The 14150-nt window shown below is 36.6% G+C and carries 14 protein-coding genes; 1 reads left to right on the top strand and 13 read right to left on the bottom strand.

Annotation, left to right across the window (positions count from 1 at the left end; genetic code table 11):
* Window positions 1-106 precede the first annotated feature (106 nt).
* From ACQKOF_RS09930 to ACQKOF_RS09905, 6 genes are all read right to left on the bottom strand, one after another.
* Window positions 107-385: a DMT family transporter gene (locus tag ACQKOF_RS09930; protein WP_427556111.1), complete on the bottom strand. Its 279-nt coding sequence runs from the start codon at window positions 383-385 to the stop codon at window positions 107-109.
* 69 nt (window positions 386-454) lie between these two features.
* The gene (locus ACQKOF_RS09925) at window positions 455-781 is read right to left on the bottom strand and encodes a DMT family transporter (protein WP_427556109.1); all 327 of its coding nucleotides are present in this window, start codon (window positions 779-781) and stop codon (window positions 455-457) included.
* A gap of 5 nt (window positions 782-786) precedes the next feature.
* Complete coding sequence (locus ACQKOF_RS09920) at window positions 787-1317, bottom strand: TetR/AcrR family transcriptional regulator (protein ID WP_427556107.1); 531 nt, start codon at window positions 1315-1317, stop codon at window positions 787-789.
* A gap of 385 nt (window positions 1318-1702) precedes the next feature.
* A complete protein-coding gene (locus ACQKOF_RS09915; RefSeq protein ID WP_427556104.1) occupies window positions 1703-2971 on the bottom strand; it encodes a DUF5068 domain-containing protein in 1269 nt (422 codons plus the stop codon).
* 426 nt (window positions 2972-3397) lie between these two features.
* Entirely contained in the window at window positions 3398-4912 is a 1515-nt protein-coding gene (opuFB, locus tag ACQKOF_RS09910) for an osmoprotectant update ABC transporter permease/substrate-binding subunit OpuFB (protein WP_427556101.1), read from the bottom strand.
* Window positions 4905-5870 (bottom strand): ABC transporter ATP-binding protein, encoded by a 966-nt coding sequence (locus tag ACQKOF_RS09905; RefSeq protein ID WP_427556099.1) that lies wholly within the window; start codon window positions 5868-5870, stop codon window positions 4905-4907. The genes opuFB and ACQKOF_RS09905 overlap by 8 nt, the downstream gene beginning before the upstream one ends.
* Before the next feature lie 820 nt (window positions 5871-6690).
* Between ACQKOF_RS09905 and ACQKOF_RS09900 the strand changes: the two genes are divergently transcribed.
* The gene (locus tag ACQKOF_RS09900; RefSeq protein WP_427556096.1) at window positions 6691-7416 is read left to right on the top strand and encodes a glucosaminidase domain-containing protein; all 726 of its coding nucleotides are present in this window, start codon (window positions 6691-6693) and stop codon (window positions 7414-7416) included.
* Between the two features lie 265 nt (window positions 7417-7681).
* Here ACQKOF_RS09900 and ACQKOF_RS09895 read toward each other — a convergent pair whose 3' ends face one another.
* Genes ACQKOF_RS09895 through ACQKOF_RS09865 form a run of 7 tightly spaced genes read right to left on the bottom strand, consistent with a single transcriptional unit; the run spans window position 7682 to window position 14145 of the window.
* Complete coding sequence (locus ACQKOF_RS09895; protein WP_427556094.1) at window positions 7682-8497, bottom strand: NlpC/P60 family protein; 816 nt, start codon at window positions 8495-8497, stop codon at window positions 7682-7684.
* Entirely contained in the window at window positions 8494-9279 is a 786-nt protein-coding gene (locus ACQKOF_RS09890) for a serine hydrolase (RefSeq protein ID WP_427556091.1), read from the bottom strand. The genes ACQKOF_RS09895 and ACQKOF_RS09890 overlap by 4 nt, the downstream gene beginning before the upstream one ends.
* 7 nt (window positions 9280-9286) lie before the next feature.
* Complete coding sequence (locus ACQKOF_RS09885; RefSeq protein WP_427556088.1) at window positions 9287-10219, bottom strand: S66 peptidase family protein; 933 nt, start codon at window positions 10217-10219, stop codon at window positions 9287-9289.
* Window positions 10216-11163 (bottom strand): ATP-binding cassette domain-containing protein, encoded by a 948-nt coding sequence (locus ACQKOF_RS09880; protein ID WP_427556085.1) that lies wholly within the window; start codon window positions 11161-11163, stop codon window positions 10216-10218. Before ACQKOF_RS09880 ends, ACQKOF_RS09885 begins: the two co-directional genes overlap by 4 nt.
* Entirely contained in the window at window positions 11153-12217 is a 1065-nt protein-coding gene (locus ACQKOF_RS09875; RefSeq protein WP_427556083.1) for an ABC transporter ATP-binding protein, read from the bottom strand. Before ACQKOF_RS09875 ends, ACQKOF_RS09880 begins: the two co-directional genes overlap by 11 nt.
* A gap of 6 nt (window positions 12218-12223) precedes the next feature.
* A complete protein-coding gene (locus tag ACQKOF_RS09870) occupies window positions 12224-13198 on the bottom strand; it encodes an ABC transporter permease (RefSeq protein ID WP_427556080.1) in 975 nt (324 codons plus the stop codon).
* Window positions 13198-14145, bottom strand: a complete 948-nt coding sequence (locus ACQKOF_RS09865) for an ABC transporter permease (RefSeq protein ID WP_427556078.1) — start codon at window positions 14143-14145, stop codon at window positions 13198-13200. The genes ACQKOF_RS09870 and ACQKOF_RS09865 overlap by 1 nt, the downstream gene beginning before the upstream one ends.
* Between the last annotated feature and the right edge of the window lie 5 nt (window positions 14146-14150).

Here is a 14150-nt window from a genome sequence, read left to right as displayed (position 1 = left end):
GATCCCAGAGGCTGGTCGACTTTTCTTCACTTCTACTAAATAAAATAGTAGCACAAACCATGGCCTTGGTTTGTACTACTAATCTTAGTATGTTTCTTTTTAGACGTTATGTTGTCGCATTATGATGGTCTCCCTGATTTAGCAGAATAACTCCACCAATAATCAGTGTAATTCCGATCGCTGAATAAAGATTAAAAATATCTCCCCATACAACGATACCTACAATGACTGTTAATGCTGTACCTATGCCAGACCAAATGGCATATGCAAGGCTTAATGGTAACGTTTTTAAGCATATGGACAATGAATAAAACGAAATGCCATATCCTACTGCGACAGCTATGGATGGACCTAGAATTGTAAATGCTTCTGAAAACTTAAGCATCGTTGTTGCAATTACCTCGCTGACAATGGATAACGCTAAAAAAGATAACCCTTCATTACAAATTCCTCCTTAATGTTCGCTACCAGCAAGGTTAAGAATAACCACACCGACAATAATTAATAGAATACCCATAAGTTTTTTTAGATTGAACAATTCCTTATAAAAGACTACACCGATTATCGCCGTTAGCGCCGTTCCTATCCCTGCCCAAATCGCATACGCAGTGCCAATTGCTAAAGATTGTAATGTTAGAGAAAAGAAATAAAAAGCCATTCCATATCCAACCACTACACCAATTGAAGGGAATAATCGTTTAAAGCCATTTGTAAGTTTCAGCATCGAGCTTGCAAAAACTTCTGAGATAATTGAAATGAATAAAAAACCAAAAGCACTCATGTATGTTAGTCCTTCCTTGTCATGTGCATTAATTGCTCAAAGACACCGTCTGCTGCCTTAGCGGAAATCGGTGCGATATTTAATAGTTTTGAATAATACAATCCATCAATCGTTAACCGAATCAAATGAACAACGGATTCCTCCAAGCCATCTTGAAACAACTCTACTAGTAAACATTCATAAACTGTTGAGATGGATGAATGGTCGTTTTGCATAATTTGAATCGCAATATTTAAAGCCGCCCCACTCGCAAGATCTTTTTGAGAAGCTAAAATAAATGCTCTCGTTAATCTCCCTGTTCCTTGCTCAAGGCTTGCTAAATGTTCATAGGATTGTATAACTTCGTTCAAAATCGTTTCAGCGATTGCTGATTGAAGGGCATCCTTCGTATTATAATGATACAGTAATCCACCCTTACTAATGTTCGCCCTACAAGCAATTTTATCTAAAGTTAAAGTACTTAGATCATTGTCCTTTAAATATTGAATCGCTGTTTGGATAATATGTGAACGTTTTAAATCTGCTTTTGATGACATAAAATCGCCCCCTAGAAAAGCATAAAAAACCGTCTGGACGGTCTTTTTTATTTTATAGCTCTTATTTCACATCGTCAATTACAATGCTAAAAAAATTGAGACCCGATTATCATTCACTTTTCAAGTCTCTAGTATTCCTCATGCTCTATATGCTCTATAATATTTCTAGGTTGAGAGCCCACCCATACCTTACATATCGCTTTAACTTAGAAAAACGTACAGCTCTCACATGAAAGCCCTAATACTAATGATGGAAAGATTGATGCTCCTCCCGCGGAAAGCACCAACTCGGAGTGAAAATCAGCCTTTGCTTATAGCTACACATTTTTTTATTCTTTTGCCGCCAAGCTAAAACCCTCTCAAATTGTGAGAGGGCTCCTGCATTTTATTTCGGTAATGTAAACGTTTCTTTTTTACCTTTTGAAGTATCCTCTGCTCCTTTATTTCGGATAGGACCTAATTCGATGTCAAAGGCTTTGTCTTTCCAAATTTTCTCATATTGTTCTTGATCTAATACGAATACTTGTAATAGCTCGCCAGTTTCGCCAGCTTTAATAACTTCATTATAATTGTAATTTAATAGCATACCTTCGCTTAATGAATATTGCTTGCCATCATTAACTGTCAATTTCGAAGACATAGACGATAAGCCAATTTCACTTGACGCTTTATTTTCCAGCTTAAATTTCACTGTTAATAAAGTGACACCATTTGTGAAATTAGAGAAACGAGGAGCTTCCACTTCATTAGGTGTAAATTTTGTAAATTGGTACCCTTCTAGAATAGCATTTACATTCCCTATTTTCTTACTTTCATTGATGTCGCTTTTTTCCTTCAACATCGTCTTTTCGCCCATATTATCCATTGTTACTTTATCTTGATAAAATGACGAATTACTTGCTACTTTTTTCGAACCATCCGTATTTAAAGCAAGATTAAATCTTCCATCCGAACCAATAGTAGTGTCATACTTTTCTTTTTCAGTAAACGGTTTTGATACCTTTACTGTTACTGTACCAAGTTCATTGATTTTTGCTAAATCTGTTTCACCGAATGGATAAGCGATATATCCCGTTACCTCTTCACCCGCTTTTAGCAAATAATCTGTTTTATAGCTTAGTTTTGTTGGTAATTGATCTTCTTCAGGAATTAAATACTTATCATTCGTATAATCTTTAGTTGCACCCGTGAATGTAGCGTCTAAAGTAGGCATGTAATACACATCTTTATCCATGTCATTCTTCACTGTATATTTTGCTAAAATGACACCACCGTTTGTTTGTTCACCAAATGGAATATTAAAGTCTGTGTGGAAATCTTTTAATTCTACTACCGAATATGCATCAAGCGAAATTGAAACATTCTCCATTTTATGTACTTGTGGTTCATTGTTTTCAAAAAGAACTTTAGTTTTCCCTTGAGTTTCTTTTTCCATATAAGAAATTAAAGAAGCAAAGTCAGCTGATCCTTTAGTTGAATCTTGATCTTTTTTAGGTTCTTCCTTTTGGACTTTATCTTTATCTTTTCCTTTTTCTTCCTGTGTTTTCTTTGGTTCATCGTCTTTTTTTGTTTCGTCCGCGCTTTTTCCACAGCCACTAAGAATAATTGAAGTTGATAAAATTAGCGAAGACATTAAAAATAAACTTTTTTTCATTTTCCCCTCCAAAATTTGTCTTTTTAAATTGAGCTGATACCCATTTTAATCCACATTTAGGTCCAAAAACAACTTGTACTGGAAGAAATTATACTATCGATGTAATGACCATCCATATATTGTTTATTGAATAATTCAATTCTATTTTTTATTTTCAATTATTTTCCATATTCGTTCTTTTTTGAGTTATTTTCTTTGAATAATAATTATTAATGTACTAAAAAAACTGTATCGCTCTTAGTTTTCAGAAAATAAGTATAATATACCCAAGAACATAGTCGCATGTAAAATCATGTTTTTTTAACTTTGCTGTCGTTTCGTTGTATATAATTCTCTTTTTAATATCTATGATAATAACTAACAAAAAAAAGCTAGATAAAAGATAAGCATCTCTTTTCTAGCTTCTTGTACCATATGATTTTCGTCTTACAGCAGTCCTGCTTTTATTAAATATTCGCGTGCCACGTCTTCTATGTTTTGGCCTTCTACATTTACTCGATAATTCATTTCGCGCATCTCATCATCTGTTATTTGATTTGCCAGCTTATTTAAGGCTGTTTCAATCTCAGGATATTTCTTTAACGTCTCTTCCCTTAGTAAAGGAGCTCCTTGATAAGGTGGGAATAGTTGCTGATCATCTGTTAAAACTTGTAGATTATATTGACGTATTTCACTATCCGTTGAATAAGCATCTAGTAAATCTATATTTCCTGATTCGATCGCCTGATATCTAAGCTTTGGCTCCATTGTTGTTATGTTAGAAAGTGTAATACCATAACGCTTTTGAATGCCTAAATAACCATCTTCTCGATCATTAAATTCCAAGGTGAAACCGGCTTTTATCGTTTCTTGAATAGGCTTAATGTCAGAAATTGTTTGCAAATGATAGGTTTCAGCCATTTCCTTTGATACTGCCAATGCATACGTATTGTTATATTTCATTGGACTAAGCATCACCATACCAAATTTATTTATCATGCCTTCTTTCGCCTGATGATAAACATCTTCCTGATTATTATTGATGGCTTCCTCTTTTAAAAACTCTGAAATTGCCGTACCAGTAAATTCTGGATAAATATCGATGCTACCAGATTTAAGTGCATTAAATACAAAGGAAGTCTTACCAAGCCCAGGTTTTAATTGCACCTTTAAGTCTGTTTCATTCTCAATAAGCAATTTATACATATTAATTAGAATCTCTGGCTCAGAGCCAAGCTTACCTGCGATAACAATTTCTTCTTTCTCTTTGAAGTTTAACAACGGGAAGATCATCATTAATAAGGCCACTACACTAATAATACTCAATGCTGTCATTGTTTTTTTAAAGGAAAGTGATTCTAGCTTTTTAAGTAAAAAGTCGAACACTAATGCTAAAATCGCCGCAGGAACAGCCCCTAAAATAATAAGTGCTGTATTATTTCGGTCAATACCAAGCAAAATGATATCCCCTAAACCCCCAGCTCCGATTAATGCTGCTAAAGTTGCCGTTCCGACGATTAATACCATAGCTGTTCGAATCCCCGCCATGATAACAGGCATAGCAAGAGGCAATTCTACTTTCACTAATCGCTTTCGCGTATTCATCCCCATAGCCATCGCTGCCTCTTTTAAAGAAGGATCTACTTCGTTTATCCCAGTAAATGTATTACGTAAAATCGGAAGAAGTGCATACACAACTAAGGCAATAATTGCAGGTACTTTTCCAATGCCAAACAATGGAATCAGTAGCCCTAATAACGCTAATGAAGGAATCGTTTGTAAAACTGCACTAATACCAATAATACTTTCTGCTATTTTCTTTTTATTCGTTAAATAGATTCCTAGAGGAATAGCAATCACCACTGCAAAAAATAGTGCGATGAAGGAAATTTGAATGTGCTCTAATAAAGATGCCAATAGTTGGCCTTTTCGTTCGCTAAACACTCCCAAAAAATTAGCCATTTATATTACCTCTTTCTAAGGAATCTTGCGCTAAATACTGAAGCATCGATGCTCTTGTGACAACGCCAATTATTTCCCCGTTATCTTCCACACCTAAACATTCATCATGAGCTAATTTTTGAAGAATGGTATGCAAAGAATCTTTGGAAGAAATGGTGTTCTCCCGATTTCTTTGATTATCTTCATCAGCTATTGGTTCGATTACAGCTTGGATATTGAATGTATTCATCCCATACTCTGTTACCCCAATAAATTCTCGAACAAAATTATTAACAGGATTTTCTATGATTTCACGTGGAGTACCAATCTGTACAATCTCTCCATCCTTCATTACACATATGCGATCACCAAGTTTTAAGGCCTCTTGCATATCGTGCGAAACAAAGACAATTGTTTTTTGTATCGTTTGCTGAAGTTCAAGAAGATCATCTTGTAATTTTGTGCGGCTAATCGGATCTAAAGCACTAAAAGGCTCATCCATTAAAATGATTTCGGGATCAGCTGCTAATGCACGAACAACACCGACCCTTTGTTGCTCACCACCAGAAAGCTCTTTAGGCTTACGCTGACTATATTTATCTGGTTCAAGCCCAACCATATCCAATAACTCGCAAACTCGTTGCTGGATTTGTGGTTTATTCCATTTCTTCAATTCAGGTACAACAGCTATATTTTCTTCAATCGTCATATGGGGAAAAAGTGCAATCTGTTGAAGGACATAGCCAATATTCCACCGCAATTCATGAATGTTGTAATCACTAATTCTTTTACCGTTAATTCGAATGGTACCTTCTGTTAAATGAATTAATCGATTAATCATCTTTAATAATGTTGTTTTTCCACAACCACTAGGTCCAATAAGAACAAAAAATTCTCCCTTATTGATCTTTAAATTAATAGCTTTTACTGCGACTTGATCATTTACATATTTTTTTGTGACATTTTCAAATGCTATCATCGTATAAGCTCCTTTTAATAATGCTCCTCAATAATCACACACTCTTTTGCGTAAAATCACTATATTAAATGTAAATACATATTGTTGATAAACTATAAAATGAGGGGGTTGATTTCCGTTCCGACTGGGCGCTTTCCTGGGGCATCCGATGAGCCGTATCGATTTACTTCAATCAACTACTCCACTTAGAATGGAACGGAAATCACCTTCAACATTTACAAAGATCACCTTGACCGTTTTGATAACAATATATACATAGACTTAAAGTTTTAATATAGAAATAAATTACTATTTTAATCCTCTTCATTTCATATACGTTAAGCAAAGTAGGTCTAGAACTAACACTATTTAAAGATTCATCATGTACCTATATATATTTCACTATCCTAAGTCATTTCAAACTTATTTTTTTGTTTTATATCAAGACGTTGGTCCTCTTGACGCTCTACTCTATTTGTCTCATAATTTCCATAGAAAATCGTATACTGTTTTTGAGTACGAATAAATAATCTTCAATAAAGATTTCCTTTCGAAATTAATAGCTTCAGAAATGCTAATAATACCATTTTTGTTTTTTAAGTAACTATTGCATCTAATCACCTTTCATTTCTAATTATGCTGGAAATTGAGGAACTAAATGAGGGGTTTTTTCGTTCTATAAATAATGTACTCTATAAAAATAGTCCTGACTTTATTTCTATTTATGACTCTGTATAATTAGAAATATATGAACCTCGTTATTGAAAAGAAAGGAGGGAGATGTTGTAATCTACCAACATCAATGACAATGAAATACTTTATTAATTTTTTAAAAGGACTTATGATTACTGTTATTGTTATCTGTATTTCGTTTTTTATGGTGACGCAGCTTTTCAATACTAATGAAACTGAAGAGTCTGTCGTTGTCGATAATCGCCCTAGTGTAGAAGAGTTTATTGGCGCTATTGCTGAAATTGCTCGGAAACAAGGTGCTGAAAATGATTTGTATGCATCAATTATCATTGCGCAAGCCGTTTTAGAAAGTGAGCATGGACAAAGTGGCCTTGGATCTGCTCCAAATAACAATTTATTTGGTATGAAAGGTAGTTACCAAAATAACTCCGTTACATTTGAAACATCTGAGGATGATGGTTCAGGTAATATGACTAGAGTGATGGCTGAATTTCGCAAATATCCTTCCTATGAGGCTTCCATACAAGATTATGTTAAATTAATGCGTAATGGAGTTTCCTGGAACAAAAATTTCTATGCAGGAGTTTTTAGAAGCAATACAAAATCCTATACAGATGCTACGAAGTTTTTAACAGGATCCTATGCAACAGATTCACAATACAATGAAAAGCTTAATGCCGTGATAGCAAAGTATGACTTACAACAGTATGACAGTCCTGTCAAAGATAAAAAAACAATTACCGTAGCTGATGGTGACTCTCTTATGCATATTGCAGAGGCTCATAATGTTAAAGTTACATCCATTAAACAATGGAATCAGCTTCGATCTGATAGAATTGAAGCCGGCCAACAATTAAATATTTATAAATATTAATGTAAAAAATCTCCATGTGCAATTTTTGACATGGAGATTTTTTATTACTAACTTATTAATCTGTCAATCACTGTTTCTATATCTTTGTACCGAAAGCTAGGCGTCAAGTACAGATGTTTTTTGTAACGTAAGTGAAACGGCAGTTACAGATGTTTTTTGTAACGAAAGCAAAGTGACAGGTATAGATGTCTCCAACCTCTGAATGAAGATAAATGGCATACGTTTTAACAAATGTCATCCACAACTTTTGGTGATGAGCCCCTTTTTATTTGAACAAGCTACCCACAGCGGTAATAGTTGTTGCCAAATCTTTTCGATATTGCTGATGCTGGTCGTCTAGACTATTAATATTTACCTCATTCCCGCCAAGCGAAGAATGTACATAAAGGTTGTCGCCTATATATAAAGCAATATGTCCTGGGAAGTATAATAAGTCTCCCTTTTGTATGTGCTCTAGAGCTATTTCCTTGATAGGAAAACCTTCAACGATTTTGGCATCGCGATAAATATATACCCCATTTAGCATATATGCCATTGAACATAGACCTGAGCAATCGATACCTAGTGGCGATTTTCCTCCCCAGCGATAAGGTGTTGCTAAATAGCTAAGCGCCGTTTGGACAACATTTTCTCGTAATTTTTGCTCAGATAAGCTGTTTTCTGGAATTTTTTCTTGTAGCCATTGCCTACGTACATAGCCGATCTCACCCGCCACTAATTGCACTGCTACCCATTCAGGATCTATCTCGTCAATAGTAATCGAACAGATGATTGAGCCTTTAACGAGCGTCATCATTTTCGTGCTCTGGATTCGAGGCTGCTGTAAAACATCGGCGAAGCTTTGGCTAATAAAATGGTTTGCTTCTTGTAGCCAGGTGTCCATTTTGGCATCATCCACTAGTAAGTTATCCTTCTGGCAATAACCTTCATAGCGATAAGCAGTTTGGATGCGTACCCAGCTCTCGTCTATGTCTTCCATGATTTGCACCGTCATTCCGTATAGTACCTCATCCACTAATTCTGAGGCTGCATCTGGCTTTGCGTGTAAATTTGCAATCATTGACGTTACAATGGCATTCATTCTATCATCTCCTTCCGCTTCACCAAATAATCATAAACAACTTTGGATATTCGACCAATTAGCTGTCTTGCATGATCATTGTTAGTAACCTCAGTGACGAAAACGCCAATAAGATAATCCCCAGAGCTGCTGTACACAATCCCAACATCATGATCTACCGTATCAAGACCACCTGTTTTATGAGCAAGTTTCACATCATCTACTAAATAACGCTTTAGTGATTCGTGTACACGTTGACGACTTAAAATCTCTAGCGTTAGTTCACTAAATGCTGATGATAACAAGTCCCTGCGATAAATTCTTGAGAAAAGCAGTGCCATATCACTTGCCGTCGTAGTATTATCTAAGCCTTTTGCAAGCCTCTCAAAATCCATCATCTTTCGTTGAATTGTTGTTTGCAGTAATCCAATTTGACGAAAATATTGATTGAGTGCCTCCATCCCTAGAAAATTGATTAGTACATTTGTTGCTGTATTATCACTCGTTATAATCATCCATACTAAAAGCTCATAGATGGTACTTTGCTCTAGGCGTTGCTCACTAATAACACTAAAATCCACCCATTCTTCTGGTGCTATCTTAATCTCTTGCTCTAATGATAGGTTGTTGCTTTCTACATAATTCAGAACAGCAAGCAGTATAGGCACCTTAATTAGGCTAGCACTGGAAAACGTGTCTTCTAGCTTTTCATTTATGAAAAAATGCTCAGTCTTACAATCTTTCACAAACATATGCACTTTATCGGGAGCTTTTTGAAGGATCTGTGTAATCGTTTGCTTCATATTTCACCTACTCTATAACTTTTATCATCTGATTCTCCGTGTCCATTGTTATAGTTCGACCTAGTGGCAGGGACATCGTTGGTAAACAGTGACCGCAAGTAATGTCCTTAATGATAGGTATATTGAGTGGACCTAAAATTTCTTGAAAAATTGTTTGTAGTGATAAGCTATGCTCTGGATGTTTTGGATTTTCAGGACCGCAATTTGTCCAAGCTCCTAATAAGATACCTGCCACCTCATCTAGTTTGCCTGCCAATTTTAGTTGCGTAAGCATCCGATCAACTCGTTGCTCACTCTCGTCTACATCTTCTAAAAATAAGATTTTACCCTTTGTATCAATTTCATAAGGTGTCCCAAGAGATGCCGTCACTAGTGTTAAGTTCCCTCCAATAAGCTGCCCTGTTGCATTTCCGGCTACAAAAGTCGTCATTGTACGCCCAGGTGGATTTTCAAGACAGTACTCCGTACGTTCTGTTGCTGTCACACTTTCGATAAAGGACTTCCATGTATATTCATCCATCTCTGGCCGAATAAATTCTGTAGAGGGCATTGGTGTATGATACGTGACAAAGCCACATTGTTGGTTAAAAGCGATATGTAATGCCGTTACATCGCTATAGCCAGCAAATACTTTTGGGTTTGCCTTAATCATATCGAAATCTAGAAGCGGTAAAATTTTCGTCGCCCCGTAACCTCCACGTATGCAAAAGATGCCGTCAATACTAGAGTCCCTAAACATTTGATTAACTTCAGAGGCTCTTAATTCATCAGAGCCTGCTAAGTAGCCATGCCTCGCCTGACATGTTTCCCCAGTAACAACCTTAAAACCTAGCTTTTCAATACTTTGAACGGCAGGGAGAAATTTTTCAGGTGGGGTTGCACCCGAAGCACTTATAAGACCAATCGTGTCACCTTTTTTCAATGCCTTTGGAAGAATCATTTATTTACCTCCATTTTTAGTGAAGTTCGATATTTCTCCAATTCCTCTTCATTAGCCAAGACAAAATGACCTTCTTCTATTTCAATAAATGACGGTGGCTGAATGTCATAACGGTGCTGTGACGGATCATAGATTTCTACGACTTTGTCACGCTCCTTATAAGGATTTGGCTCAGGTACTGCCGATAATAATGCCCTTGTATATGGATGAAGGGGATTAGCAAACAGCTTATCTGTCTCTGCTAGCTCAACAATTTTACCTTTATAAATAACAGCCGTTCGGTCCGTAATAAATCGGACTACAGATAAGTCATGCGCAATGAATAAATAGGTTAAATCATTTTGCTGCTGTAGGTTTGCTAGTAAATTTAATACTTGTGCACGAATGGATACGTCTAATGCTGAAATTGGTTCGTCCGCAATAATAAATTCTGGCTCCATTACTAATGCACGTGCAATGCCGATACGCTGACGCTGCCCTCCTGAAAATTCATGCGGGAAGCGACTAGAAAACTCCGGTAATAATCCTACATTTAATAAGGCATTGCGTACCTTCTGTTGACGATCTGCCTCATTTTTGAAGTTTTTTGTATTAAGAAGTCCCTCTGAAATAATATAGTCTACCTTTGCGCGTTCATTTAGCGATGCCATAGGATCTTGAAAAATCATTTGGATTTTCTGTGTAATTTCTCGATCCCACTCTTTCGATATTTTGCCATTTAGTTTCTTACCGTGATACAGTATTTGTCCTTTAGTGACTTCATTGATACGCATAATAGCTCTACCGATTGTTGTTTTTCCAGAGCCCGATTCACCTACTAAACCAAATGTTTCACCTTTAAAAATATCGAAGCTGACATCATCTATCGCTATAAATTTATGTTTGCCTTTCCCAAAAACAACCTTTAAATTTTTTACCTCAACTACTACTTCTTTATGACTCATGCGCGTATCGTCTCCCTTCTTCGAAAAAGGCTTGTAGCGCTTCAGGAGGCACTACTTTCGGCGCAAGTGGATCTAATAGCCACGTACGAGCATAATGGGTGTCACTCACCTGAAAAAATGGTGGACGTTCCACAAAATCAATCTTTAACGCATATTGATTGCGAGGAGCAAAGGCATCTCCTTTAATTTCTTGAAAAAGATTTGGTGGAGTACCTTTGATAGAATAAAGCTGCTCCCCTTTTGAGCCTAGTTGCGGTAAAGAAGAAATGAGTGCCCATGTATAAGGATGCTTACCATTAAAGAAAATTTCATGCGTCTTCCCTATTTCGATGACATCACCTGCATACATCACTGCAATACGGTCAGCAACCTTCGCGACAACGCCTAAATCATGCGTTATATAAACGGTTGTTAGTCCATACTTTTGCTGGAGATTTTTTAGAAGCTGTAAAATTTGTGCTTGGATTGTTACATCTAATGCAGTTGTCGGCTCATCGCAAATTAAAATTTTTGGTTTACATGCTAGAGCAATAGCGATCACAATTCGTTGACGCATACCACCGGAAAATTCGTGAGGATATTGCTTATAGCGCTTTTCTACATCGTGAATGCCAACATCGTTTAACAATTTTAATGTTTCTTCGTATGCGACTTGCCCCTTTAAGTCTTGATGTAAATGAACACATTCCTCGATTTGCTTACCGATCGTTTTAAGTGGATTTAATGATGTCATTGGATCCTGTGTAACCATTGCCACTTCTTTTCCACGAATGCTTAGCCACTCCCGCTCGGTTCTAAACTGCGCTAAATCCCGATCATTGTAGATGATCTGCCCCTGATCAATGTAGCCATTTTTGTCGAGCAATCCCATTATTGATTTCATTAGAACAGATTTCCCTGAACCTGACTCGCCAACGATTGCAAGACTTTCACCTTTGTACAAATCGAGGGAAATATTGCGAATAGCCGTTAGCACTCTGCCACGAAGTTTAAATTTAATAACAAGGTTTTGGATGGTTAAAATAGGTGATTTAGTTTGTGTCACTTCCATCATCCCCCTTTACACGTGATTTTTCGGATCTGCTGCGTCTGCAAATGAGTTTCCTATAATATAAAATGCGATTGTAATCATACTTAATACAATACTTGGAAAAATGAGCTGATATCTTAATTCTGGAGACATCATGAGTACTCGACCTTCATTGATTAAATTTCCTAAAGACGGCTCACTAATCGGTAAGCCTAATCCGATGTATGTTAAAAAGACTTCTGAGCCTATTGCAAATGGGATGGCTAGACTCATTCGTAACATAATGACAGAAATGAGATAGGGTAATAGATTTTTTAATATAATTCGGTAATCAGGTGTTCCTAAACATTTTGAGGCTAAGTTATATTCACGATCTCGTAAAATAACGATTTGATTGCGTATAAATCTCGCCATTTCAACCCAGCCCGTAATACACATGGCAATAATAATGGTTGAAATACTTGGCCGCAAAATATAGGACATTAAAATAAGTACAATCGTTGTCGGTATATTATCAACGACGTTGTAAAGCTGTGTAATGGGCACCTCTAATTTACGCGAAAAGCCCCAAAGTGTACCGACCGTAATACCAACGATTGCCTCTACTAAAGCAACCATACAGCCAATAAATAACGAGGTCCTGCTCCCTGCCCAAATACGTGACCATAAATCCTGCCCAATGGAATTTGTCCCAAACCAAAATTCGGCGTTTGGTGCAATATTACGTGCTTGGAGACCTGTCTGCTCATCTAAATATATTTCAATCGGTGATTTTTGCGCTGGTAAATACGGCTGTAAAATGGTAAAAGCTACGATAATAAGCACGCCAACTAATAAAAAGACAGCGATGCGATTTTTCAAAAAGGATTTCCACGTTGAACGCCAATAGGAATAATTAGAATAGGCTGTTTCTTCAGCTTGACGTTCATCTACTTCCGCAAACTCGAACAATGTTTCACGTGATTTGTTTGAAATATTGTTTATTTCTTCTGAATACATTCCCATTAACGTACACTCTCCCCTTTCCCCAATTTAATCCGCGGATCAACAAGGGCCATTGCAATATCACCTAAAATGAGTCCGATAATTCCAAGTGAAGAGAAAACAAGCACTAAGCCTTGTACAATCGTATTATCCTGTCGTTGTATAGCATCTACGAGTAAGCCCCCCATACCAGGAATGGAATATAAGGATTCAATGTAGATGGAACCTGTAATGGTAAAAAGAATAGTTGCTGGTAAATACTGTGCCATCGGAATAAAAGCGTTTCGTAGTACATGTTTAAACATCAATGTACGTTCTTTAACGCCTTTTGCTCTTGCTAGTTTGATATAATCCTTGTTGAGTTCATCTACCATATATCTCCTCATCCACATGGCATATGATGCAGTCGGTGCTAACGCCATTGAAGTCAGTGGTAAAATCCAAGTAATAGGATTATACTCATCAAAAAGCATTGGTAAATGAAAAATTTCTGTAATATACATTTGAATGACTAAATAATAGACGGCGGCTGGTACTGCAACGATAATGACAATATAGCCAGTCCCTAAGCGGTCCAACCAGCGCCCCTTCATCTGAGCCATCAATATTCCGAGCGGAACTCCAATTAGAAGAGATAGCACAACCGCTCCTAAACCAAATAGCAAGGAATACATGATCTTATCTGCAATAATCGTGACGACTGGTACATCTGTCCGATATGTAACGGATTTACCTAAATCACCATGAAACAGCTTAGCGTAAAAATTTCCCAATTGTACAAGTAACGGGTCACGTAAACCTAAATTCGTTAAATATACTTCTTGTTGTGCAGGTGACATTTTATTCGCTGCTGCCCCTAAATAGCCTTCTTCTGGCATTAAACGTAGTAATGAAAAAACAATCGTAATAATAATAAATAGTGTTAAAACTGATTGTAATAAACGTTTCCCTATATACCTCAGCATCATTTCAT

Origin of the sequence: Lysinibacillus sp. NPDC093190, from assembly GCF_050280425.1 — a bacterium.
Classification (GTDB): domain Bacteria; phylum Bacillota; class Bacilli; order Bacillales_A; family Planococcaceae; genus Lysinibacillus.
Note: the sequence above shows the minus strand (reverse complement) of the source record. Positions and strands in the feature narration are given on the sequence as shown.

Excerpts from the sequence above, each read along its gene's own strand:
- ACQKOF_RS09895 (WP_427556094.1), bottom strand. The coding sequence starts at position 8,497 with ATGAATGCCATTGTAACGTCAATGATTGCAAATTTACACGCAAAGCCA.
- ACQKOF_RS09865 (WP_427556078.1), bottom strand. The coding sequence starts at position 14,145 with ATGATGCTGAGGTATATAGGGAAACGTTTATTACAATCAGTTTTAACA.
- ACQKOF_RS09930 (WP_427556111.1), bottom strand. The coding sequence starts at position 385 with ATGCTTAAGTTTTCAGAAGCATTTACAATTCTAGGTCCATCCATAGCT.
- ACQKOF_RS09905 (WP_427556099.1), bottom strand. The coding sequence starts at position 5,870 with ATGATAGCATTTGAAAATGTCACAAAAAAATATGTAAATGATCAAGTC.
- ACQKOF_RS09880 (WP_427556085.1), bottom strand. The coding sequence starts at position 11,163 with ATGAGTCATAAAGAAGTAGTAGTTGAGGTAAAAAATTTAAAGGTTGTT.
- ACQKOF_RS09900 (WP_427556096.1), top strand. The coding sequence starts at position 6,691 with ATGATTACTGTTATTGTTATCTGTATTTCGTTTTTTATGGTGACGCAG.
- ACQKOF_RS09875 (WP_427556083.1), bottom strand. The coding sequence starts at position 12,217 with ATGATGGAAGTGACACAAACTAAATCACCTATTTTAACCATCCAAAAC.
- ACQKOF_RS09920 (WP_427556107.1), bottom strand. The coding sequence starts at position 1,317 with ATGTCATCAAAAGCAGATTTAAAACGTTCACATATTATCCAAACAGCG.
- opuFB (WP_427556101.1), bottom strand. The coding sequence starts at position 4,912 with ATGGCTAATTTTTTGGGAGTGTTTAGCGAACGAAAAGGCCAACTATTG.
- ACQKOF_RS09890 (WP_427556091.1), bottom strand. The coding sequence starts at position 9,279 with ATGAAGCAAACGATTACACAGATCCTTCAAAAAGCTCCCGATAAAGTG.
- ACQKOF_RS09870 (WP_427556080.1), bottom strand. The coding sequence starts at position 13,198 with ATGGGAATGTATTCAGAAGAAATAAACAATATTTCAAACAAATCACGT.
- ACQKOF_RS09885 (WP_427556088.1), bottom strand. The coding sequence starts at position 10,219 with ATGATTCTTCCAAAGGCATTGAAAAAAGGTGACACGATTGGTCTTATA.
- ACQKOF_RS09925 (WP_427556109.1), bottom strand. The coding sequence starts at position 781 with ATGAGTGCTTTTGGTTTTTTATTCATTTCAATTATCTCAGAAGTTTTT.
- ACQKOF_RS09915 (WP_427556104.1), bottom strand. The coding sequence starts at position 2,971 with ATGAAAAAAAGTTTATTTTTAATGTCTTCGCTAATTTTATCAACTTCA.